The sequence below is a fragment of the Nocardia sp. NPDC059195 genome, assembly GCF_042754695.1.
Lineage (GTDB): Bacteria > Actinomycetota > Actinomycetes > Mycobacteriales > Mycobacteriaceae > Nocardia.
In genome coordinates this window covers 45,303-67,633 of record NZ_JBHZBG010000019.1, presented here as the reverse complement: position 1 = coordinate 67,633, position 22,331 = coordinate 45,303, and the positions used below count along the sequence as shown (strand labels likewise).

Genomic DNA, 22,331 nt, shown 5'->3' with positions numbered 1-22,331 from the left:
TTGTCACTGTTCGGGCGATCGGTCGGGGGCGGTGATGGTGCCGTAGTCGAGTCCGCCGTGGCTGTGCGTGGGAACCACCGGCCACTGGCGCTTCCACGGTGCGCATTCCGACGACGGGATGATCTGGAGCCACTGGGGATCCTTGGGCGACGGCGAGGCCAAGGTCTTCTCCTTGACCATCGAGTCGTACTGGTCGAGGGAATCCTCGAGGGTGTTGCCGTTGAGCACCACCTCGCGGCCGTAGAAGGCGGCTTGCTGCTTGACGCCGGGGATCTTCGACAACTCGGGCTGCCAGCTGTCGGCCGCCATCCCGTTCTCCGAGGACACCCACACACCGTCGGGGGTGTTGACGACCAGCGAGTGATTGCCGTCGGTGTGACCGGGAGTCCACAGCAGGCTCACGCCGACGCCGAGTTCGACATCACCGTCGAAGACCTCGAGCCGGTCGGCGGGCACGCCGTCCATCCCGTGTTCGACGTACCACGCCCACTGCATCGGGTGCATGGACTCGAACGTGCCGAGCTCCTTGCGGTGTACCAGCAGTTTGGCGTTGGGGAACAACGGCTTTCGCGGTTCGGTCTCACCCGCTATCGGGGTGTCGGAACCCATGATCATGCGCACGTCCTGCACATGGAGGTGATCGAAGCTGAGGTAGTCGACGTCGGAATTGCGCAGCCCCAAGCGGGGGAGCACGGTGTCGGGGTCGTTGTAGTAGGTGACGAACAGCTTCTCGGCGCGCAGGCTGCGCGAGACCTTCTGGAGCTTGTTGTAGAACGGCGCTTCCGCCGATCCCGCGGCGACGGTCGGTTCCCACACCAACGTCTTGAGCTTGCCGTCGAATCCTTCGAACTGGATCACGAACATCCGGTTGATGATCGAGATCATCGGGTTGACGTTGATCGAGTACCCCTGGAAGGCGAACCGTGCAGGATAGGGCGCCGCTGCGATGTCGAAGCTCTTGATCGCTCTGACCTGGCCTTGGGACAGGAAGCGCTCTCGGTACCGCTCGGCGGCGCTGCGCACTGCGGCCAGTCGGTCACCGCGTGGCCAGATCTGGTGCACGCCTTCGAATTCCGGGATGGGACGCACGGTATCGAGGGGCGAGGGCTGCACGGCGGTCATGACTCTCCTTGGGTCGGGCTGTTGCCGGTGAGGCGCGATTCGTAGGACTCGCGGGTGGACGATCCCGCGACGGCGGCCACCTGGTCGGGCAGCATCTTGCGGTACATGAAGTCGCGCCCCCATTGCGGCAGGACCTCGACCAAGCGGGTGAGCGGGCCGACGAAGGCGGGCAGGGAGACCTCGAAGCGAGGGCGTTCGATCACCGCGACGACCGCATGGGCGACATCGGCGGGCCGCAGCATCTTCGCGGCGCCGGTCGCGGTGCCCGCCGCCAGCTCTGTGTCGACCACGCCCGGCATGACGATCGACAGCTGCACGCCGCTGGCCGCGAGCTCGGTGCGCACGCCTTTGAGATAGCCGTACACGCCGTGCTTGGTCGCCGCGTACGTGGATTCGCCGGGAGGGGAGAGTTTCGAGGCGGCCGAGGCGATGGTGACGATATGGCCGCGCCCCCTGGTCTGCATCGTCGCGGCGGCGAGTTTGACACCCCTGATCACGCCGTGCAAGTTGACCTCGAGCTGGCGCCGGGTGGCGTTCTCGGGTTCGGCGTCGAAACTGCCGACCCACATCACGCCCGCGTTGTTAACCAGCACCTCGATCGGCCCCCAGGTGGACTCGACGTCGGCGAGGAAGGCGGTGAAGGATGCCGTGTCGGTCACGTCGAGGTTGAACGCCTCGACCGCACCGTTCGACTGTCCGGCGATCTCGCTGTTCAACGCCGCCGCCGTCGCACGGGCCGCGTCGCCATCCAGGTCGCCGAGGCCGACGCGGGCGCCCGCCAGTGCCAGCGCGCGAGCGATTTCACGGCCGATGCCCTGGGCAGCGCCGGTGACTGCCACGACCTTGCCGTTCAGTGTTGCTGGATTCCCGGAACGAGTGCGCATGCTTCTCCTGTTCGCATTTTTGACACGATAACATGTCAAAAATGACTTGGGTACCCTTGAACATCGTGACGGAAGGAGCGGTATGAGCGCGGCGCCAGTCAGGCGGCGATACACCGGTCTCGCACCGGTGGAGCGCACCCGGCAGCGCCGGATCGCGCTACTCGAGGCTGCCCTGGACCGGTACGGCGTCGACGGGTACCAAGCCACGTCCGTCAAGCGGCTCTGCCAGCAGGCCGCCCTCACCGAGCGCTATTTCTATGAGTCCTTCGGTGACCGCGAGGAATGCCTGGCCGCGCTCTATGACCGACTGGTGCACGACATGCGATCAGCCACCCTGGCGGCGATGGCTGAGGCCACCGAGGCCGGGGCATCGGATATCGCCACGATCGTTCGCAGCGGCCTGGCCGGATTCGTCAACTACCTCACCGAAGACCCACGACGTGCCAGGGTGGTGCTCGTCGAAGTCGTCGGCGTCTCACCGGCCATGGAGCAGCGGCGACACGGTGTCCTGCGCGAATTCGCCGACATCGTGATGAACGTCTGGTCTGCCATGGAGGCCGAGCAGACACCGCAAGCCCGTCACCTCACCGCGGTCGCGCTCGTCGGCGCCGTCAACCACCTACTCGTGTATTGGCTGATGGCGGGCAGGCAGGAGGATCCAGACGAACTCACCGCTACCTGCGCGTCTCTGTTCACCGCCGCCTTCGAGTGGTCTCAGGACCCGTAGCGCGCGGTGTGGCCCGCACGCCACAACACCGCTGATTCATGCCCGCACGATCTGACGAAAATGGCAATCCGATGTCTGTTCTGATCGCCGATGACGACCCGATGGTCCGGGATGTGGTGCGCCGCTATCTCGAACGCGATGGCCGCATTGTTGTCGAGGCCGCCGACGGTCCCGCCGCGCTGGCCGCGTTGGCGGAGCAGGGCGGCGAGGTCCAATTGGCCGTGCTGGATGTGATGATGCCCGCGCCCGACGGTATCGACATCTGTCGTGCGGTGCGGTCCGGCCCGCGTCCGGATACTCCGATCATTCTGCTCACCGCGCTCGGCGACGAGGACGATCGCGTACTCGGGCTGGAGGCGGGTGCCGACGACTATGTCACCAAGCCGTTCAGCCCGCGTGAACTGGCGTTGCGGGTGGCCTCGGTGCTGCGGCGATCCAACACGGCGCACGAGCCTCGACGCGAGGTCATCGGCGACGACGCGGTCCAGGTTCGCCTCGACTCCCAGTCGGTGTCGGTGGCCGGGCAGGCGGTCGAACTGACCGCCCGCGAGTTCGATCTGCTGGTATTCCTGCTGGAGAACCCCCAGCGAGTTTTCAGCCGCACCGAGTTGCTTGCTCAGGTGTGGGGCTGGGAGTTCGGCGATCTGTCCACGGTCACCGTGCATATCAAGCGGCTGCGCGCCAAACTCGGCGACCGGCATCGGATCGAAACGGTATGGGGCCGGGGCTATGCCTGGGCCCGCAACCCCGTCCCCGCCGAGGGCGACGATGCCTGAGGATACCGCCGAGCTGATCCTGTTGACCCTGGCCTGCACGGTGCCCGTAGTGCTGATCGGCGCTCTCATTCTGCGTGCCACCAGCAATCGTTCCCTGACCACGAGCATGGCTGTGCTGGTGCTGATTCCGACGCTGTCGGCGCTGGCTGGCATCATCGGGGTGAGTGGACTGATGTCCAACGGGCTCAGGCGGACCACGATCGTGCTGGTTGTGGTAGCTGCGGTCACGGTGCCCGCCGCGCTCCTGCTCGGCCGCGAACAGGCACGAAAGACCGTGTGGGAAAAGCAGATCCGTGAACAGGAGCGACGAGCGGAGCGTTCGCGCCGGGAACTGGTCGCCTGGGTCAGCCACGATCTGCGCACACCGCTGGCCGGTATTCGGGCGATGGCCGAGGCGCTCTCGGACGGTGTCGTCAGCAGCGCGACCGACGTCGCCCGCTACGCCGATCAGATCGGTTGCGAGACCAATCGGCTCTCGGCCATGGTGGACGATCTGTTCGAGATGTCCAAGATCAACGCCGGCGCGCTGCGGCTCGAGCTGGAACCGGTGGACCTGCGTGAGCTGGTCGACGAAGTGCTCGCCGCCAACCGGCCCAGCGCCGACCGCGCGCGCGTCGCGCTCGCCGCCGAGCAACCGGCGTCGCGGATCGAAGTCGCGGCCAGCGACCGCGCGCTCACCCGGGTACTGACCAACCTCGTGTCGAACGCGATCGCCCACACCCCGCCCGGCGGTCAGGTCTCGATCTCCGCCGGGTCGCGCGACGGCCATGCGTGGGCCCGCGTCGACGACACGGGACCGGGGATCGCCGAAGTGGACCTTCCACGCATCTTCGAAGTCGCCTATCGGGGCACCTCGGCGCGCTCGCCGGTCGCTGCCGCGGGGGCGCCGACCGGCAGCGGGATGGGTCTGGCGATCGCGGCTGGCCTCATGGCGGCCCACCGGGGCGATATCACGGTGGAGAATCGGGACCCGGGTTGTCGGTTCGAGGTGCGGCTACCGCTGATGGCGCACTGACCAGCGGCTCCGGCGCGGGTCCGTCGGCCGGTCGGAGATCGTCGACGGCCGGTGGCGCCGATCGTCGGCGTGTGCCCAACAGCATGCGGTTCAACAGTTGATCCCGCAGGATCAGGGTGTGTGCGAGCACGGCGCACATATGCGCGGTGAATGCCAGGAGTAAACCGACAGCGAGCACGGTGTGTACGTTCCGCAGCGCGTGATAAAGATGCGGATCGGTCGGTGTAATGGCCGGTAGCCGAATTCCGCCGAGCAAGCGAATCGGTATGCCCGATGCCGAGGCGAGTGCCCATCCCACGACGGGTTGGGCGATGAACAAGGCGTACATCGAATATTCGGAGACGGTCGCGACTATCCGCTCGGGCCGAGCGATCGAATCCAGTTGCTGCGGTGGTGTATCGCGGATTCGGTTGACGACTCTGATCAGCGCCAGCACAAGAATCAACGCGCCGACGGTCTCATGCAGGACCAGAATACTGTGATAATGGCCGAGCGAGCCGACCAGCGCGGCGCCGAGAAAAAGCATTGCCACGATGAGTACGGCCATTGTCCAGTGCAGGATTCGCGCGACGATGCCGAACCGGACCTGTGGTGTGGGTGGGTTCACGCCCGGCCCTGCGCTTCCACCGAGCCGCGGTTGTCGGGCTCGCCTGCCCGTCGGCGGAAGGACTCGGCGTAGACGGCCGATCGCGCCGACAGCAAAGGATCGTCGGACGGCGCGATGCCGTTGGGCAATACCAGCGGATCGAAATTCACCATGCGGACGTTGTCCGAGGTTTCGGTGGCGATACCGGTCAGCACCACGGTGCCGACATTCACCGCGGGACGCGTGCTCGGCCACGGTACGGAGGCGTCGTCGGTTCGGTCCTCGCCTCGAACGCCACGCACCACCAGCATCGTCCAACGGCGCGGACCGTGTCGCAGATCCGTCGTGAGCTGGGTGAACAGGCTCTCGGGGCGCAGATCAGGGGTCGCCTCGGTCTCAGGGACCAATTTCCACCTGACCGGGGTGGTCGTGCCGTGTGGGTCGGTGAATTCGAACGCGTTCAGGCCGTGGAACGTACTCGTCGCGAAGGTAGGAGCCGGGGGGTCGGATTTCGCGACCTTCATCGCCGCCACGGTGCGCGGATGGGTGGCGAGGTAGTCCGACACCAGTTGAGGGTTCGGTTTGCCGGTCGCCGGGTCCTTGGCGAAGGCCAGGCCCCGGTCGTGGAAGTCCTGCGGTGTGGGGTCGAGGAAGACGGGCAGATTGATCATCGCCATCCGCCACTGCTCGCCCGCGGGCAGTCTGAACTGCAGTCCGAGACCGCGCACGACGCCCGGATCCTCGGCGATGTGGGGATTGCCGCCCGACAACGAGAACCGCCCCCGCACCGAGTACCTGCCCGTTCGGAAAACGGACGCGGCACACAATTGCGCGCCATTCCCATTGCTTTCGAAATAGCCCTCGACGGCAACGCCCTTGGCGTGATTGCGGCGAAATCCAGAATGGGTGCCATGGATATTCTGCAGGCGATCGACGACTCGCCGCGCGGTGAGCCGTTCCGGTCCGATGAGACTTTCGGTGAAGAGAAATCCGCCGATGGTCATTGCCCCCGTGCCCGCGACTGCCATCGCACCGAGGAGTGTTCGCCTGTCCACAGTAGACATCCGTTTCTGTGCTCGTCTTGTCATGCCTGACAACCTCGCCCAGACTGTATTCATCAATGACCGTGAGAATCAATCGATCCACCGGTATCACCGGGGTCCGTCATGGTTTGTTCATTATTTGTCGACCTGGCCCGCTCGCGAATCCGATCACGCGTTTCGCCGCGGCGACGATGGCCGATCGTGGTGTGTCGTAGCCGCGCAGGAACCATGCCATCCCCGTCGTATTGATCGCGCCGACCAGCGCGATCGCGACGAGCTGGGTGTGTTCGCGGTCCAGTCCCTGCTGTTCGAAGGCATCGAGAACGGTGGGCGGGATGACGTCGAGGAAGGTGCTCAGGGTGGCGATATACAGCTCGTCCAGTCGTGGACTCGCGCCGAGCACCTCCAGCCAGACGATTCGGGCCAGCCGCGGATCCTCGACCGCGGCGAAGAAGGCATCGAGCCCGGCGGTGATCAGGTCGTCCGGGTCGGTCGACGGCGCCGCGCGCAAGCCGTCGAGGACCGCGTCCTGGAGGCGGTCGATGCACCGCCGATAGACGGCGGCGATCAGGTCCTCGCTGTCGGTGAACGATTTGTAGAAGTAGCGGTCGGTGACCTTCGCTTCGCGACACAGCGCCCGCACGGTCGTCGCGCGGTAGCCCACGGTCCCGAACAGCTCGAACCCGGCATCGAGTAGCTGTTCGGAGCGTCGCGCGGCCCGGTCGGTGTGGCTCTCGCCCGCGTAGGGGCGCCCTGGCGTCGAAGGATTGTCTGCCATTCCGATATTTGACCACTGGGACGTCCCTGCCGTTAAAGTGACGACAGCCGATTCCCAATTGCGTGCTGGTGCGGAGTCGGTCTCGCGAATCAGGCGATTGCCCCGGAAGGACGTTCATGATCAACCCCGAAGGCTGTGCGGCGACGGTCCGCACTGCGGTGACTCTCGCGGCAGTCGCGCTCGTGCTGCCGTTGATGGTCGCCGGCCTCGCCGGTGCGTGTCCGGCGTCCGGGACGGACTTCTACGTGCCGCCGGTCCCGCTCCCGGCGGGTGCACCCGGCGACATCCTGCGAGCCGAACCGATGTCGGTAGCGCTCTCGGTACCCGGCCCCAATGGGCCGATGCCGGCCAGTGCTACCCGAATCATGTACCGCAGCAACGACACTCACGGCGAACCGGTCGCTGTCACCGGCACCTACTTCGATCCGGCCCTCGCATGGAGCGGACCTGGGCCCCGACCGCTGGTCAGTCTCGCGGTCGGTACCCACGGGCAAGGCGATCACTGCGCGCGCCCTCGCGCTTGTTCGACAAGATCGCGCATTACACGCCGCTACTCGATGTCATGACCGAGTTCGAGACCGTCGCCGTCAACGCGCTGGTGGTGCGTGGCATCGCCGTGGTCGTCACCGACTACCACGGCCTCGGCACACCGGCGACCCATGACTGGCTGAACCGGCTCGCCGAAGCGCACGCCGTTCTCGACGCCGTGCGGGCCGCACAACGACTCGCCGGAACGACGATCGACAGCTCCGGTCCGGTCGGCCTGTTCGGCTACTCGCAAGGTGGTGGCGCGGCCGCGGCCGCCGCCGAGCTGCAACCCACCTACGCGCCGGAGCTGGACCTGCGCGGCGCCTACCTCGGCGCACCCGCCGTCGATCCGCTGGCCGTGCTCGAAGCGGTCGACCTCATGATCGGCAAGGGCTTCATCGGGTTCGCGCTCAACGGCCTCGCCGCCGACTACCCCGAGGCGCCCACCGATCCCGACTACTGGAGAGGCAGCCGACAGTGAGCTTGATGATGCACGCGGCCGCGATATTCGTCCGCGCGACGAGACGACGGACATACGTGACGGCGGAGTCCGTCGACCGTGCGATGCGACGCCGACCGCGGGCCGGACGGCCACCGGCCCGACTACGCGCCCGCCACCAGGTCGGCATGCGTACGATCGACGGTTTCGACTGCTGGACAGTGGCGCCACGCGCCGAAAAGGCCACGACCGCGGTGGTATATCTGCACGGCGGCGGATACTTTCAACAGATCGTGTCCCAGCACTGGCGACTGATCGGCCAGCTCGCGGACGCGGGCGTCCATGTCGAAGTTCCGCTGTACGGCCTTGCGCCCCACCATCATTGGCGCGAAGCCTACGGCCTGGTGACGACCGTATACCGACAGGTGCTCGACCGCTTCGACGCCATCACGGTCGCAGGCGATTCCGCGGGCGGTGGCCTGGCGCTCGGCTTCGCGCAGTCGCTGCTCGACAGTCCGCTGCCCCAGCCGCGGCGGATCGTCCTCATCGCTCCCTGGCTGGACCTGGCACTGGCCGAGCCCGGCGTCGCAGCTGTGCAGCGACGTGACCCGTGGTTGGTCGGCGCGGGTGCGCGCAGGGCCGGACTCGTCTGGGCCGCGGGGGCGGATCTGACAGATCCTCGATTGAGCCCGATCCACGGTGAACTGCGTGGCCTCGCGCCGAAGTCACTCTGGTTCGGCACCCGCGACATTCTGTACCCCGACGCCGTTCGGCTCCGGCGCCGCGCCGACGCCGTCGATGCCGAGCTGACCTTGACGGTCTGCCAGGACGCCATTCACGTCTACCCCCTCGTGCCCGCGCCGGAAGGTCGGGCGGCGGCCCGGGCGATCGTGCGCGAAATAGGATGGGGAGGGTGAACTGATCTGCGCCCGTCCACAACTGAAAGGCGCCACCATGGAGATCGTCAAACGCCCCGCGCCGCCGACCGGTATTCGGCGCCTACTGTTCCGGGCCCCTATCCATCTGTACCGACTCCGGCTCGGCTGGGTCTTCGGGGATCGGCTGCTCCTGTTGAACCACGTGGGACGCGTTTCGGGCAAGCAGCGCCAGGTCGTTCTCGAGGTCGTCGAACACGACCGCACCGACGGCAGCTACGTGGTCTGCTCCGGCTTCGGCCCCAAAGCCGCCTGGTACCAGAACATTCTGGCCGCGCCCGAGACCAGCATCCGGGCCGGCATGCGCACGATCCCGGTCACCGCCCACCCCCTCGGCACGGACGAAGGCGGTGACTTCATGGCTCGCTATGCTCCTCGTCACCCCGGCGCGGCCCGAAAACTAGTGCGCTTCATGGGCTTTGCCACCGACGGCTCCCAGGAGGACTACCGCGAGGTCGGGCGTCACCTGCCCTTCGTCCGCCTGTCGCCGCGCTGAATCACCAACTCCGGTTCGTCCAGGTCCATCCACCGGGCGAGTGTGCCGATGTCCGCCACCTGCGCCGAATAGTCGCGATTCGACAGTTTGGATACAGCAATATTCAGACTTTGTTCGTGACGCTCTCCTTCGCTGTCGCCGGTGCTGTGAGCAGCGCTGCGACGATGGCCGCGACCGCGGCGGTGATAGCGGCGCCGGTGAATCCGTCGGTGAATCCGGTGAGGGTATCGCCGATGAGGCTGGCGGCTGCCACGCTGGAAACCGCTGCGGCGCCGAGTGATGCGCCGAATTCGTGGAAGGTGCTCACGATGCCTGCCGCAATGCCCGCCTCGCGCGGATCGACCTGACCGAGCGCGGTCGCGGAGGCGACGACGAACAGGGCGCCGGTTCCGGCTGCCGCGATCGTGACGCCCAATGTCACGGTGACCGGGGTCATCGACCACGCGGGCAGCGCCATGCCGACCGCCGCGATGACCAAGCCTGCGACGGCGAGTAGGCGAACGCCGAGGCGGGCGAGCATGCGGCCGGTGAGGTCGGCGCCGAGCATGGTTGCCAGCGCCACCGGCAGAAACAGCAGTCCGGTGTGCAGTGCGCCGTAGCCGCGCGCGTTCTGGAAGTAGAAGGTGCCGAGAAAGAACACCGCGATCATCAGCGCTGTCGCGATCGTGATCAAGAAGGTGCCGGTCGCTACTGGGCGACGGCCGAGCAGTGCGAGGTTCATCAGTGGTGAGCGGGCGGTCTTCTGTCGCGCCGCGAAGGCGAGGTAGCCGATCGCCGCCAGCAGGGCGAGCCAGCCGGTGGTGCTGGACAGCCAGCCGTGCTCACCGGCTGTGATCAGGGCGTAGATCAGGGCGGTCGACGATGCCGTGACCAGGAGCGCGCCCAGCACATCGAGGTTGGTGGACTCGGCGGTGGGTCGATGGTTCGGCAGCATCCGTGCCAGTCCGATGAGGATCACCAGTCCGATCGGCACATTGATGAAGAACACCCACGCCCAACCCGGCCCGGCGGTGAGCAGGCCACCGAGCAGCACGCCCAACGCCGCGCCGCCACCGCCAAGTGCGGACCACACGCCGAGGGCCTTATTGCGTTCCTCGCCGGTGAACAAGGTGACGACCAACGACAGTGCCGAGGGCGACAACAGCGCCGCGCCGACACCTTGGGCTATGCGCCCGCTCAGCAGCATGGGTGCCGATTCGGCGAATCCGGTCACCAGTGACGCTGCGGTGAAGATCAGCAGCCCGGCCAGAACCACCCGCTTCGGTCCGACCAGGTCGGCGATGCGTCCGCCCAGCAGCATCAGTCCGCCGAAGGCGAGCGTGTAGGCGCTCACGGTCCAGGTCAGTGCCTCGCGGCTGAGATCGAGATCGATCTCGATGTGCGGCAACGCGATTGCCACGACGGTGATGTCGAGGATCAGCATCAACTGTGCGGTGCCGAGCAATGCCAGGATGCGCCATCGCAACGGGTGCGGGCTTTGTGTCATTTTCAACCTCTCTCGCTAACCAGTACATGTCAATACGAGTTATGAGCCCAATGTAACTCATGCACAGCTATACGAGCTAGGGTGGTGAGGTGTCGAATTCCAGCACGGCCGGGCGTCCGCGGCGGCGCGCCGATGCCGAACGCAGCATCGCCAGCATCGTGGCCGCGGCGCGCGAACAGCTGAGCATCAACCCGGAGGCGAGCGTCGACGACATCGCCAAAGCCGCTGGTGTGGGCCGAATGACGGTGTACGGGCATTTTCGGAACCGGCCAGAACTCGTCGAGGCCGCGCTGGTCGACGCGATTCGTGTCGGCGAAGAGGCGTTGGCCCAGGTCGATCTCACCGGTGATGCGCAGGGCGCCTTCACTCGGCTGCTCGCATCGAGTTGGTCACTCGTCGCGGAGTCCGCCGCACTGCTGACCGCGGCTCAGGGCGTATTGCCTGCCGGCCGCCTTCGCGAATTGCACGGGACGCCGGCCGCACGAGTCGAGGAACTCATCCGCCGGGGCCAGGACCAAGGCGTGTTCCGCACCGACCTTCCCGCCGGCTGGCTGGTCAGTGCCGTGCATTACATCCTCAACGGCGCGGCGGAGGAAGGGCGGGCCGGGCGGATCGATATCGAGGATGTCGCGCGGATTGTCGATGCTACCGTGCGGTCCATTCTGTCCAACCCGCCTCAGTTGGAGGAATCGCCGCCGAGATAGTGCCTCGGCGAGGTGCCGACCGTTCGCCGGAAGGCAGCGAGAAATGCGCTGGCCGTGGAGTATCCGACGGTGTGTGCCACGCGGGAGACGGGCTGGCCGTCGGCGAGCAGCGGCAGTGCGGCCTGGAGTCGGGCGTGGGTGCGCCAGCGGTCGAAGCTCATCCCGGTGTCTTGGACGAACAAGCGCGTCATGGTGCGTCGGCTGACACCGACGGTCCGGGCGTGTGCTTCCAGGCTGCGTGGATCGGCCGGGTTGTCCAGCAGGGCGTCCGCGACCGCGAGTACTCGTTCATCGGCAGGGCGTGGCACGTCGATCGGTGTTGCCGGCAGCGGTTGCAGCAGGTCGAGGACGACCGCCTCCGCGCGTATCCGCTGGTCATCGACCAATTGCTGCTGGGCGAGGTGGGCGATCAAGTGCGCCAGCAGACCGTCGACCCGGACCGCTGTCGGCTCGGTCCATGGCACCTCGCATCGGTCCGGTTCGAAATAGAGACTGCACAGCACGGCATCGCGGCTGGCACCGGTCTTGTGCACGACTCCCGCGGGCAGCCACAGCGCGCGAGTCGGTGGAACAACCCAATTCGCCTCTCCCACAGCAACTCCTAGTACGCCTGTGCGTGTCCAGGCCAGCTGGTGCTGCGGGTGATAGTGCTCATGGGTCCACTGTCCGGCCGCGAGCGGGAAGCTGCCGACCACGATCGCGCCGACGCCGAGCGGGGCAGGTTCGAAAGCAGGTGCGGACATGCCACCAGGCTATGTCCTCAACGCGCTATTACCTGGCCCGGTGACGTATATCGGCCATCGACGTCGCTGCCTACCGTCGATGGATGACTTCGATTTCCACGATGGAATCAGCCTCGGCAGGAGGCGCCGCCCGCCGCCGCGCGGTGCTGATCATGCTCTGCCTGGTCCAGTTCATGCTGAATCTGGACGACAACGTGGTGAGTGTCGCCCTGCCCACCGTGCGCGATGACCTCGGGTTCGGCACCGCTGGTTTGGCATGGGTGGTCAACGGCTACATCCTCGCCTTCGGCGGATTCCTGTTGTTGTTCGGACGGGTGGCCGATCTGCTCGGTCGGCGTCGGATATTCCTCTGTGGCGTTGCGCTTTTCGGGGTGGCGAGCGTGTTGTGCGCCCTCGCACAGGAACCCTGGCAGTTGGTGGCGGGCCGATTCATCCAAGGAACCGGGGCCGCGATGGCGAGTCCGGCCGCGCTCGCGTTGCTCACCCTGCTCTATCCGGGTGCGCGGGAACGGGCCAAGGCGATCGGCGTCTGGGGTGCGACCGCCGCGGTGGGTGCCACCTCGGGATTGGTGATCTCCGGTGCGCTGACCGGGTTCGCCTCATGGCGATGGATCTTCCTGATCAATGTGCCGGTCGTCGTGGTGGTCTCGGTACTGCTGCCACGTTCGGTCGCGGAGAGCAGAAGCAGCCGTCGAACGCGCATCGACCTTCCCGGTGCGGTGCTCATCACCGGCGCCCCGGTACTGCTGGTCTACGGACTGTTGCGCGCAGCCGAAACCGGTTGGGGCGAAGTCGGTTCCACGGTGGCGATGATCGCCGCGGCGTTGCTGGCCGTGGCATTCGTCGCGGTGCAGAAGCGCACCGATGATCCGCTGGTTCCGTTGTCCTTTCTGGCTTATCGGCCACGGGCGGTGGCCAATGCCGCCACGCTGCTGTTCTCCGCGGCCTTCTACGCCATGGCCTTCCTGCTGATGCTGCACATCCAGACCGTCCTCGGCTACGAGCCGTTCACCGCCGGTCTGGCCTATCTGCCGTTCGGCGCGGGCATTCTCGCCGGAATGTGGGTGTCGGGACGGGCGGTGAAGCGGCTCGGTGCGCGCTCGGCGATCGTGATCGGGTTGCTGATCAGCGCGGCCGGTCTGCTGCTGATGTCGGGCATCGACGGCCACGACGCCTACGCCTCGGGCGTACTGCCCGCCTTGCTCGTCACCAGCCTCGGCTGCGGGATGACCTTGCCCGCCCTGGCCGTCACCGCGCTCACCGGCACCACCGAGGAGAACGCCGGCATCGGCTCCGCTGTGCTCACTTCGGTCCAACAACTCGGCGGCGCAGTGGGTTTGGCCGTTCTGGTCACTCTCGCTACCCGACGCGATGACGAGCTGGGCGACTCGATCCATGATCAACAGGCCGCGTCAGAAGCGTTCTCCTACGCACTCACCATCGCCGCGGCCCTCGTCACCCTGGCGGCGATCCTCATCGCCACGATGTTGCGCGATCACCGGTCGGCACCGTAGCCGGTGATCTTCTTGCACTTCGATGTCAGTCAACGCGCGGGGGCTGGGATGTGGGACAGCCAGTTCGCGACGAGGTCGGCCACGATCGTGCCCGCCCGATCATTGAGGTGGATGTGGTCGGTGAGCATGATCAGGCCGTTGCCTCGGGCGATGTCGTCCAGGGAGCGGCGGAACACGTAGTGCTGCACCGCGACCTTCAGTGCCAGGCCGAAGCTGAACGCGAACTTCGGGGGTGTGGTACCTCGGCCTAGGTGCTCGGCGATCCGCTCGTATACCGGCAGATAACTGATGCCCATGCGATCGGCGGTTTGCTCGGCGGCGATGTTGTAGTCGGTGAGTGTCCGGTTGGCCGGGTCGGCCGGGTTCTCGCCAAGGGGCGTGGCCGACAACAGCGCGATCTGAGCGGTGCCGCTGGTCTGGAGCCGGCCGATGATCGTTTCCAGGTTGGTGCGGAACTGCGCCTGCGGTATCCCGTTACGGACGTCGTTGGTACCGACCATGATCGCCACGGCGTCCGGGCGGCAGGCCACCACCTCATCGAGCCGGTGGAGAAGATCGGTGCTCGTGTGGCCGTTGACGCCGGCGTTGACGAAGTCGTACCCGTCGGCATCGAATCGGTCGCGCAGAGCGCCGACCCAGTCGGCGCTGAGGGTGGCATGCGTGATGCTGTCGCCGAAGGCGACCACGACGGTGTGGGCGCCGGGCCGGCGACCCGTGGCGAGGAACTTCTTCGGCGCGTTGGTGGCCGGGCGCCGGAAGGCGGCGTACATGAGTGCGCACAGTCCCACGGCGAGCAGCGCGAGCAGGACCAGTGTGATGACGAGGGCCATGGTGTTCTCCTGGTGTGGCGAGATGTTTCAGGGGCGGGGGAGGGACGAGAGCCAGGTCGAAGTGAGATCGGCGACGATCGCGCCGCCTCGGTCGTTCAGGTGGATGTGGTCGATGAGCAGCCGCATGCCGCCGTCGCGGGCGACCTGATCCCAGCTCTGTCCGAGTAGGTAGTGCTGGGTCGCCGCGGCGAGGGCGCGGACGAAATTGAAGGAGTACTCCGGCCCGGGGGTGTCGGCCTGCAGGAGCACCTCGGTCATGCGCTCGTGCAGAGGCAGATAGTTCACGTCCGTGTCGGACGCGACCGCGATGGGGCGCGTGTCGGATGTGCTTGTCGGCGCACAGGCCTCGGCGGGTGGATTGTCTGCCGGGCGCAGAAAGGCAAGGTAGCCGGCGGTGCCCGCGAGCGCGGCAGCCAGCAGCAGACACACGAAGACGATGATCTTTCGCTTCATGGTCGGTACCCCCAGCGATTTCATCGGAACCCCTTGGTTAGTAAACACTCGCTAACTTGCTTAGATGACGTTAGTGAGCGTTTACTGACCATGTCAAGTGCTGAAGGAGGAGCGGATGGGTACCAGGGACGTGATCCTCGACGCGGCCGCCGAGGTGATGGCCGAGCAAGGTCTGGCCAACGTGACCACGCGCCAGATGGCGCGGGCCGCCGGGTTCACCGAGGCGACCCTCTACAAACACTTCGCCAACAAGGCTGACCTGCTCGTCGCGGTGATGCGCGAACGGTCACCCGGCTTCGGCTGGCTCGATGAGGTGCTCCGCGACAAAGCCGGCACCGGAGACGTGGTGGGCAACCTCGCCGCTGTCGCCGAAGGCGCCATCGCCTTCTACCGCAACGGCTTTCCGCTGTTCGCCTCGATGTTCGCCGATCCGGAGACGCTGGCGACCCACAAGGCGGAGTTGGTGCGCGTCGGCGCTGGACCGCACAAGGTCAACGAGGCAGTCGCCGAATACCTGCGAGCCGAACAGCAGCAGGGCCGCCTGCGACCGGACGCCGACGTTCGGGCCGCCGCGGGACTCCTGCTCGGCGCCTGCTTCCAGCACGCCTTCCTCGGCCACATGTCCACACCCGGCCACCGCGACGACCGTGAAGCGGCGGCCAACTTCGCCCGCACCCTCATCGAACCCCTCGTCCCTGATGCCCACCGAGCGCGCGGCGATCAGCGCGCTCGCTGAGGATTGAACGGTCAGGGCTCGGCGGTGGGGAAGACCGGCCAGCAGTCCGTACGGACGGTCGGGTCGAATCCGGGTCCGGCGGCGATGGTGACCTTCTCGCGGTTCAAGATGCCGGAGGTCAGGAAGAAGATCGCCGCGATGTAGGTGGCCATGATCGCCAGGCCCGTGCCGGTGGCGTCCTTGTCGATCCGGCCGGCTTCACCGAGCAGGATGATGCCGTCGGAGATCAGGAACAGCAGACCACCGATACCAGCACGGACGTCAGTGGCGAGTGCGGTCGCTGCTGTGCCGACGAGCAGCGCCGCATACAGCGGGACGACCGGTTTGAGCCCAGCCTCGAGGCCGGACCATCCGTACGCGATCATCGCGATGCCTGCGACGACGTAGAGACCGACCAGCCAGAGTTTGCGCGCGAGCCGGCCGATGGCGCCGCGGGAGATGAAGAACCGGATAAAGCACAGGTGAGCGACCGCGAACGCCGCCATGCCGACGATGAACAGGCCATCGAACTCGAGGAACAGATCCCCGAGGAAACAACACACCAGCGCCGCCGCCAGCAGCCGCGGCCCCTTCTGCTCGATGACCCAGCCGAGAAGCAGGGGAGCGAGCAAACACTTGGAGATACTGTCCCACGGCTGCACCTCAGCGCCGTTGAGCACGAGGTGCACCACCGCCACCACGCCGAAAGCGATGATCCAGGGACTCTTCATGGGAATCACGGTACCGCCGAGCGGGCCCCGAGTGAATCGTCGTTCAGACCTTCGGCGGGGTTACACGCCGGACGCGAAATAAAGGCTGGCTGCCGACTTGCGGATGAGCCGATCAGCCGGGCTTGTTTCGGAAGTTGCGCAGCGAGGCCTGATGCCGCTCAGCAGGTGCTTGCCGCGGGCTTCGCGGCGAACCGGTCGGCCAGATAGGTCAGGGCCGTCGGTAATCCCACCACAGCTTCGGTGCCGTGCTCGCCGACCGGATTCTCCACCAGCTGCACCGGAATTCCAGCGCCGCAGTATTTCTCGGCCAGGGCCCGCGTCGCGCCGATAGGGGCGAATTCGTCAGCGACAGCGTGGTGGAGCAGCACCGGTACGGCGGGTGCGCCCGGGCGGAACAGGGGACTGGCCATCCGCACCACCTTGCTCAATTCGGGGTTGTTCGTGATCGATCCGGGCCACGCTTCCAGCGCAGCCGCATGGAGAAAGGGATAGGCGAGAGCGGCGTTGAGCAGGCAATCGGCTTGGCTGGCGGCCAACATCGCGCGGCCGGATTCGTTGAGGTATTGAGCCACATCGGCTTCCGGATAGGACCGGTTCAACCCCACCAGGCCCACCACAGTCGCCCCACCGGCGATTCCACCGCTGAAGCCGGACATGGTGGACTCCAGGTCCGCGACGATCCCGCCCAGCGCCACACCGCTCAATCGCAGATCCGGGGCGTAGGTGCTGTGCGCTTGAGCTGCGATAGCGGTCGCTTGCGCCCCGCCGGAGTATCCCCACATGCCGATCGGCGCCGCGGGGTCGACAGCCGCGGGCGCGAACGCTCTGGCGGCGCGAATACCGTCCAGCACGCCGTGGACATAACCATCGGCACCGAACAAATCGGAGTCAGGCCCCTGATAGTCCGGCACGACAAGAGCCCAACCTTGTTGCAGCGCAAGCCGAATCGTGCCGGTCTCGGAATACGCGTTGCTCGGGCCGCCCTCGATCCCACCGCGCAGCGCGTACGAGGGTGCGCATTTCGAGCCAACACCGTCTTCGGCGACTTGGTACGACAGCAGCGGACGCGGCCCGTCTCCAGTCCATTCCTGGTGCGGTACCAGAACTGTCGCGACGTAGGCACGGGGCGCCCCATGATTGTCGACCGTCTTGTACTGCACCTGCCACGCCTCTGCGGGCAGCGGCAGCAGGAACGACTCCGGTTCGATCGCCCGGGACGCGAGCACGGTCCCGTTGGCTAGGTCCGCGAGACCAGCAGGCTCGGCGTAGAACGAATCCTGTTCCGGCAGCGGCACTGCCGCAGCCCAACCCGCGCACGCCGTGACCAGCGCGAAAACCGCACCGACCACCGTCGCGCGCAATGTCGCGATCTCCACTACCCGCATGGCAAACTCCCGCCCCGAGAACCTGTTCTAGTTCGCGTCCGCGAGCGTAATGCATTCGATGGGACCTGACACCCAAGCGGCAGAGAAATCCTGATCTAGGCCCGGCAACCAGCAGCGCCGCCACCCCTCCGGTGGCGCCGGTTCGGCGACAGCTGGCGACACGCGTCACCGGCCGGGCGTCCAAGGCGTTTCTGAAGGCTGCCTATCGGCCCTCGTGTGTGGAGGATCGGGTCGGTCAGCGGGCCGCGTGGAAGGCCGGAAGGGCTGGGATGAGGGTGTCTGCGTAGTCGCGGATGCGCTGTGGAGGGAAGGCTTCGGGGTCGGCGAGGGCGAGGCGGCCTGCTTCCCAGAACATCGCGTACAGGGTGCGGGCGGTGAGTTCGACATCGAGGGTGGGCAGGCGTTCGGGTGGGCAGGATTCCCGGACGAACGTGGTGAGTGCGGCGATGAAGGACTGCCGTCCGCGGTCGATTCGATGGCGGAAGGCCGGGGTGCTGGCATCGGCGATGAGGAAGATGGCCCGCCAGCGGTCGGGCGCGGCCAATACGGCGGTGAGGAAGTGTTCGAGGCTTTCCGCGATCGCCGCGGGCGGATCGCCCATGGCGGCGACCGGCACCGCCTCGGCCATCTGCGCCAGCGCGGCGGTTTCCTCCCGGTCGAGTGAGGCGCGCAGCAGCTGGTCGGAATCGGTGAACAGGCCGTAGATGACGGGGCGGCTGACGCCGGCTGCCCGCGCCACGGTGTCGATGGACACCTTGTGGACGCCCTGCTCGACGATGACGCGCAAGACGGCGTCGAGCAGCTGTTCGCGCCGCTGCTCGGGTGCCATTCGCGGTGCGTAAGCGCGGTTTCGTCGTTCGGCCATGATCGCCGACCACCTCTCCCTATCGAGGGACTGCTTGACATCCAGCAGTGCCTGCGCAAATACTACACTCACTGTAGCTACACTGACTGTAGCTTTTTCGGAGGTAGCAATGGCGCGGCGGTACTGCATCATCGGGGCCGGATACACCGGGTTGGCGGTGGCGAAGGCCTATACGGATCTGGGTTTGGACTACGACCATGTCGAGGCCACGGCGGCGATCGGCGGCAACTGGTCGCATGGCGTGTACGACTCCACGTACCTGATCAGCTCCAAGGGGGTCACCGAATACCCGGACCACCCGATGCCGGACGACTACCCGGACTTCCCCAGCGCGGCGCAGATGCGCGACTACCTGCGCGGCTTCGCAACGGAGTTCGGATTGGACCGCCGCATCGAGTTCGACACCCTGGTGACCGATGTCGCGCCGCTCGACGACGCGGGCCTGGCCGGCTGGCGGGTCGAATTCGCCGATGGCGCGGTGCGTGAGTACGACGGAGTCGTCGTCGCCAACGGCCACTACTGGGATGTCAATATCCCGGCCTATCCGGGCGAATTCACCGGCAAGCAGATCCACTCCAAGGACTACAAGCGTCCTGCCGACCTCGACGGCTCGCGGGTGCTCGTGGTCGGCGCGGGCAACTCCGGCTGTGATCTGGCTGTCGAGGCCGCGGTGACATTCGACAACGCCGACATCTCGCTGCGCCGCAGCTACTGGTTCATCCCGAAATACGTGCTGGGAATCCCGAGCGGAAACTTCGACGTCGGTTCGGTGCCGGTGCCTCGGCTGGTGCAGGAAGCCATCTTCCGCTCGCTCGTCACCATCGGGATGGGCAGGTATGAAAGCTTCGGACTGACCAAGCCCGAGCACCGGATCTTCGATCAGGATCTCGTGGTCAACCAGCAGCTCCCGTATTTCCTCAAGCACGGCCGGATCGCCGTCCGGCCGGAAATCGCGCGCTTCGACGGTCGCACAGTGCAATTCACCGACGGCACGAGCGGTACCTACGACACCATCGTCTGGGCGACCGGGTTCAAGACCACCTTCCCGTTCCTGCGCGACGGCCTACTCGAATGGCAGAACGGGCAGCCACGACTGGTGTCGCACACCTTCGCGCCCGGCGTAGCCAACCTGTACTTCGCCGGACTGGTCGCGCCGCGCTCCGGCGCGGGCATGCTGCTGATGAACAGCTCTCGGCTACTCGCCGAAGCCGCACTTCTCCAACAGCAGATGCGCACCCCGGTCGGCGATCTCTACGAGCGCATTTCCGAGCCGTCCGCCGAAATCCTCGCGGGCGGACCGGAATTGCGCTGGGAGGTAGTGCGTGGCCGATGGCTGGTTCGCGCGCTTGCCCAGCTGCTGACGGCGCGAGCCCTGCTCCCGGGTTCCGCCGGGCGCACCCGGGAGGCACCGTTCGCCGAGAGCGCGCTAGGCCGTCGCCTGCCGCGACCGATCGGCACCGCCGCCCGTCTTCTCGCCTGACCCCGAAACCCTTCCGCCACACCAGGAGTTCCCATGCCACCCAAGAATCGTTCACCCCGGATCGTCGCCGTCGGCAGCTCGTTGACGCTGCCGTGCGGGGTGACCCTGCCCAACCGGATCGCCAAGGCCGCCATGAGCGAACAGCTCGGTGAGGTCACCGGCGCGCCCAGCGCGACGCTGACCAGGCTCTACAGCGCCTGGGGGCGCGGTGGCGCGGGTCTGCTGATCACCGGCAATGTCATGATCGACCGCCGCGCCTACGTCGAGCCGCGCAATGTGACGCTTGAAGACGATCGCCACCTCGAGGCCGTCGGCAACTGGGCTCGAGCGGGATCCCGCGAAGGTTCGGTCATGGTCATGCAGATCAACCACCCCGGACGCGTCGCGGTCGGACCACTGCACCGCCGCCCGGTCGGCCCCTCGGCACTGCGGCCGCAGGCGCTCGGCTTCAACCTGCGCAAGCCACGGGCGCTGAGCCTCGACGACATCGCCGATCTGCGCCGCCGCTACACCCGTACCGCCGAACTCGCGGTGGCAGCGGGCTTTTCCGGAGTGCAGGTACACGCCGCCCACGGCTATCTGCTGTCGCAGTTCCTCTCACCGGTCGCCAACCAGCGATCCGACCGATACGGCGGTAGTCCCGAGAACCGTCGTCGGCTGCTGCTGGAAGTCGTGGCCGACGTGCGACGGGCGATCGGGCCCGGCACTGTTGTCTCGGTGAAGCTCAACTCGGCCGACTTCCAGCGCGGGGGACTGGCCGAAGACGAATCCCTCGATGTCGCCCTCGTGCTCGAACAGGCGGGCATCGATCTGCTGGAGATCTCCGGCGGAAACTACGAAGCTCCCGCCATGACCGGCGTCGTGCAGGACAGTGCCAGGGAGCGCGAAGCGTACTTCCTGCGCTACGCGCGAGAACTGCGCGCCCGCTCGGCGATGCCGCTCATGCTCACCGGCGGCGTCCGTACCCGCGCCTTCATCGACGAGGTGCTCGCTGACAGCGCGGTCGACGTGATCGGGCTGGGCCGCCCGTTCGCAGTGCGGCCCGACATCGCGGGGGATCTGCTGGCCGGGGCCGGGGAACCACAGTGCCTGCCCACAGCACCGCGCATTCCCCTCGCGTCCGCCACCCCGGTCAATTCCTACCTCCAGCTTGCCTGGCACGCAGCGAATTTCCGGCGCATCGCGGCGGGGGACAAGGAGGTGACCGGCCCCGGGGCGGTACGCACCCTGGCCGCCGCGGGTACCACCGTGACCGCGCGCGCACTCACCCAGTTCTGACTTCCGAGGAGAACCCATGTCGCTACCCACCCCCATTCCGACCAGCAGGGCCGTCATCACCGGAGCGTCGTCCGGTATCGGTGCCGCGCTCGCCGAAGGTCTCGCGCAGCGCGGATATTCACTGATCCTGGTGGCGCGGCGCGAGGACCGGCTGCGCGAGCTGGCCGACCGGCTCGCCGCGCGCCACGGCGTCGAATCCGAGGTCCGCGCCGTCGACTTGGCCGACCGCGGCGAACGCGCGAAGCTGTGCGACGAGCTCGCCGGGCGCGACATCGCCGTGCTCTGCAACAACGCGGGCTTCGCCACCTACGGTGACCTCGCCGCCGCCGATCCGGCTCGCGAACGCAGGCAGGTCGAAGTGAACACCGTTGCGGTGCACGACCTCACGATCGCCGTGCTGCCAGGCATGGTGGCGCGTGGCGCGGGCGCGATCCTGGTCACCGGCTCGACAGCGGGCAATCAGCCAGGCCCTGGCAACGCCACCTATGCCGCGTCCAAGGCGTTCGCCAACACCTTGGCCGAGTCCCTGCACGGCGAGCTGGCCGGTTCCGGGGTGCAATGCACCCTGCTCGCGCCCGGACCGGTGCGCACCGAATACGCCGAGGTCGCCGAAGTTCCCGAGCTCGACCGCTTGGTTCCCGGCCCGCTGTGGGTGAGCGCGGAACAGGCTGCGGCGCAGGCGATCGCGGGCATGTCGGCCGGTCGGCGCCGGGTGGTGCCAGGCCTGTTCGCCAAAGCGCAGACCATCGGCGGCCAGTACACCCCGCGCGTGCTCGTCGGACCGCTGCTGCGCGCCGTCTACCGAAAGGTGAAGTAGT

General features: G+C 66.9%; 24 protein-coding genes and 1 pseudogene. 13 read left to right on the top strand and 12 right to left on the bottom strand.

The window, feature by feature from the left end; all coding sequences use genetic code 11:
* Positions 1-3 precede the first annotated feature (3 nt).
* The gene (locus tag ACFXKN_RS22840; protein ID WP_379433777.1) at positions 4-1,122 is read right to left on the bottom strand and encodes a hypothetical protein; all 1,119 of its coding nucleotides are present in this window, start codon (positions 1,120-1,122) and stop codon (positions 4-6) included.
* Positions 1,119-2,006 (bottom strand): SDR family oxidoreductase, encoded by an 888-nt coding sequence (locus tag ACFXKN_RS22835; protein ID WP_378963429.1) that lies wholly within the window; start codon positions 2,004-2,006, stop codon positions 1,119-1,121. Before ACFXKN_RS22835 ends, ACFXKN_RS22840 begins: the two co-directional genes overlap by 4 nt.
* Positions 2,007-2,088: 82 nt before the next feature.
* Between ACFXKN_RS22835 and ACFXKN_RS22830 the strand changes: the two genes are divergently transcribed.
* The 3 genes from ACFXKN_RS22830 to ACFXKN_RS22820 all read left to right on the top strand — a co-directional run bounded on the left by ACFXKN_RS22830 (position 2,089) and on the right by ACFXKN_RS22820 (position 4,524).
* Complete coding sequence (locus ACFXKN_RS22830; RefSeq protein WP_378963430.1) at positions 2,089-2,733, top strand: TetR/AcrR family transcriptional regulator; 645 nt, start codon at positions 2,089-2,091, stop codon at positions 2,731-2,733.
* Positions 2,734-2,804: 71 nt separating this feature from the next.
* The gene (locus ACFXKN_RS22825) at positions 2,805-3,509 is read left to right on the top strand and encodes a response regulator transcription factor (RefSeq protein ID WP_378963431.1); all 705 of its coding nucleotides are present in this window, start codon (positions 2,805-2,807) and stop codon (positions 3,507-3,509) included.
* Positions 3,502-4,524 carry a sensor histidine kinase gene (locus ACFXKN_RS22820; RefSeq protein WP_378963432.1) on the top strand — a complete coding sequence of 341 codons (1,023 nt, stop codon included), beginning with the start codon at positions 3,502-3,504 and terminating at the stop codon, positions 4,522-4,524. The genes ACFXKN_RS22825 and ACFXKN_RS22820 overlap by 8 nt, the downstream gene beginning before the upstream one ends.
* Positions 4,525-4,603: 79 nt before the next feature.
* Here the strand turns inward: ACFXKN_RS22820 and ACFXKN_RS22815 are convergent.
* The 3 genes and pseudogenes from ACFXKN_RS22815 to ACFXKN_RS22805 all read right to left on the bottom strand — a co-directional run.
* Positions 4,604-5,131 (bottom strand): annotated as a pseudogene (locus ACFXKN_RS22815) (cytochrome b); the annotation flags it as partial.
* Positions 5,128-6,174, bottom strand: a complete 1,047-nt coding sequence (locus ACFXKN_RS22810; RefSeq protein WP_378963433.1) for a catalase family peroxidase — start codon at positions 6,172-6,174, stop codon at positions 5,128-5,130. The gene ACFXKN_RS22810 and the pseudogene ACFXKN_RS22815, both read right to left, overlap by 4 nt.
* 100 nt (positions 6,175-6,274) lie before the next feature.
* Positions 6,275-6,931 carry a TetR/AcrR family transcriptional regulator gene (locus tag ACFXKN_RS22805; RefSeq protein ID WP_378963434.1) on the bottom strand — a complete coding sequence of 219 codons (657 nt, stop codon included), beginning with the start codon at positions 6,929-6,931 and terminating at the stop codon, positions 6,275-6,277.
* A gap of 116 nt (positions 6,932-7,047) precedes the next feature.
* Between ACFXKN_RS22805 and ACFXKN_RS22800 the strand changes: the two genes are divergently transcribed.
* The 4 genes from ACFXKN_RS22800 (at position 7,048) to ACFXKN_RS22785 (ending at position 9,329) form a co-directional block, all read left to right on the top strand.
* Positions 7,048-7,497 (top strand): hypothetical protein, encoded by a 450-nt coding sequence (locus tag ACFXKN_RS22800; RefSeq protein ID WP_378963435.1) that lies wholly within the window; start codon positions 7,048-7,050, stop codon positions 7,495-7,497.
* On the top strand, positions 7,494-7,940 hold the full coding sequence (locus ACFXKN_RS22795) for an alpha/beta fold hydrolase (RefSeq protein WP_378963436.1): 447 nt from the start codon (positions 7,494-7,496) through the stop codon (positions 7,938-7,940). The genes ACFXKN_RS22800 and ACFXKN_RS22795 overlap by 4 nt, the downstream gene beginning before the upstream one ends.
* Positions 7,941-8,086: 146 nt before the next feature.
* Positions 8,087-8,815 carry an alpha/beta hydrolase fold domain-containing protein gene (locus tag ACFXKN_RS22790; RefSeq protein WP_378963437.1) on the top strand — a complete coding sequence of 243 codons (729 nt, stop codon included), beginning with the start codon at positions 8,087-8,089 and terminating at the stop codon, positions 8,813-8,815.
* A gap of 37 nt (positions 8,816-8,852) precedes the next feature.
* Positions 8,853-9,329 carry a nitroreductase family deazaflavin-dependent oxidoreductase gene (locus ACFXKN_RS22785; protein WP_378963438.1) on the top strand — a complete coding sequence of 159 codons (477 nt, stop codon included), beginning with the start codon at positions 8,853-8,855 and terminating at the stop codon, positions 9,327-9,329.
* Between the two features lie 103 nt (positions 9,330-9,432).
* Here the strand turns inward: ACFXKN_RS22785 and ACFXKN_RS22780 are convergent, their stop codons facing one another.
* Positions 9,433-10,815 (bottom strand): MFS transporter, encoded by a 1,383-nt coding sequence (locus tag ACFXKN_RS22780; RefSeq protein WP_378963439.1) that lies wholly within the window; start codon positions 10,813-10,815, stop codon positions 9,433-9,435.
* Between the two features lie 89 nt (positions 10,816-10,904).
* On the opposite strand from ACFXKN_RS22780, the gene ACFXKN_RS22775 reads away from it, so the two are divergent.
* Entirely contained in the window at positions 10,905-11,519 is a 615-nt protein-coding gene (locus tag ACFXKN_RS22775; RefSeq protein WP_378963440.1) for a TetR/AcrR family transcriptional regulator, read from the top strand.
* On the opposite strand, the gene ACFXKN_RS22770 is transcribed toward ACFXKN_RS22775, so the two are convergent.
* A complete protein-coding gene (locus tag ACFXKN_RS22770) occupies positions 11,492-12,262 on the bottom strand; it encodes a helix-turn-helix domain-containing protein (protein ID WP_378963441.1) in 771 nt (256 codons plus the stop codon). The genes ACFXKN_RS22775 and ACFXKN_RS22770 overlap by 28 nt on opposite strands.
* Positions 12,263-12,345: 83 nt before the next feature.
* Here ACFXKN_RS22770 and ACFXKN_RS22765 point away from each other — a divergent pair, with 83 nt between their 5' ends.
* Positions 12,346-13,776, top strand: a complete 1,431-nt coding sequence (locus ACFXKN_RS22765; protein WP_379433776.1) for a DHA2 family efflux MFS transporter permease subunit — start codon at positions 12,346-12,348, stop codon at positions 13,774-13,776.
* 29 nt (positions 13,777-13,805) lie between these two features.
* Here ACFXKN_RS22765 and ACFXKN_RS22760 read toward each other — a convergent pair whose 3' ends face one another.
* A complete protein-coding gene (locus ACFXKN_RS22760; RefSeq protein ID WP_379433775.1) occupies positions 13,806-14,606 on the bottom strand; it encodes an SGNH/GDSL hydrolase family protein in 801 nt (266 codons plus the stop codon).
* Between the two features lie 27 nt (positions 14,607-14,633).
* Positions 14,634-15,059 carry a hypothetical protein gene (locus ACFXKN_RS22755; RefSeq protein ID WP_379433774.1) on the bottom strand — a complete coding sequence of 142 codons (426 nt, stop codon included), beginning with the start codon at positions 15,057-15,059 and terminating at the stop codon, positions 14,634-14,636.
* 115 nt (positions 15,060-15,174) lie between these two features.
* Between ACFXKN_RS22755 and ACFXKN_RS22750 the strand changes: the two genes are divergently transcribed.
* Positions 15,175-15,795 (top strand): TetR/AcrR family transcriptional regulator, encoded by a 621-nt coding sequence (locus ACFXKN_RS22750; RefSeq protein WP_378963445.1) that lies wholly within the window; start codon positions 15,175-15,177, stop codon positions 15,793-15,795.
* 11 nt (positions 15,796-15,806) lie between these two features.
* Here the strand turns inward: ACFXKN_RS22750 and ACFXKN_RS22745 are convergent, their stop codons facing one another.
* The 3 genes from ACFXKN_RS22745 to ACFXKN_RS22735 form a co-directional block, all read right to left on the bottom strand.
* Positions 15,807-16,505: a lysoplasmalogenase gene (locus ACFXKN_RS22745; RefSeq protein WP_378963446.1), complete on the bottom strand. Its 699-nt coding sequence runs from the start codon at positions 16,503-16,505 to the stop codon at positions 15,807-15,809.
* A 158-nt stretch (positions 16,506-16,663) separates the two neighbouring features.
* On the bottom strand, positions 16,664-17,890 hold the full coding sequence (locus ACFXKN_RS22740; protein ID WP_378963448.1) for a lipase family protein: 1,227 nt from the start codon (positions 17,888-17,890) through the stop codon (positions 16,664-16,666).
* A 235-nt stretch (positions 17,891-18,125) separates the two neighbouring features.
* Positions 18,126-18,827, bottom strand: coding sequence for a TetR/AcrR family transcriptional regulator (locus tag ACFXKN_RS22735; RefSeq protein ID WP_378963449.1), 702 nt, complete (start codon positions 18,825-18,827; stop codon positions 18,126-18,128).
* 37 nt (positions 18,828-18,864) lie between these two features.
* Between ACFXKN_RS22735 and ACFXKN_RS22730 the strand changes: the two genes are divergently transcribed.
* Genes ACFXKN_RS22730 through ACFXKN_RS22720 form a run of 3 tightly spaced genes read left to right on the top strand, consistent with a single transcriptional unit; the run spans position 18,865 to position 22,330 of the window.
* The gene (locus ACFXKN_RS22730; protein ID WP_378963450.1) at positions 18,865-20,235 is read left to right on the top strand and encodes a flavin-containing monooxygenase; all 1,371 of its coding nucleotides are present in this window, start codon (positions 18,865-18,867) and stop codon (positions 20,233-20,235) included.
* A 33-nt stretch (positions 20,236-20,268) separates the two neighbouring features.
* Complete coding sequence (locus ACFXKN_RS22725; RefSeq protein ID WP_378963451.1) at positions 20,269-21,513, top strand: NADH:flavin oxidoreductase/NADH oxidase family protein; 1,245 nt, start codon at positions 20,269-20,271, stop codon at positions 21,511-21,513.
* A 16-nt stretch (positions 21,514-21,529) separates the two neighbouring features.
* Entirely contained in the window at positions 21,530-22,330 is an 801-nt protein-coding gene (locus ACFXKN_RS22720; RefSeq protein WP_378963452.1) for an SDR family NAD(P)-dependent oxidoreductase, read from the top strand.
* Position 22,331 lies beyond the last annotated feature (1 nt).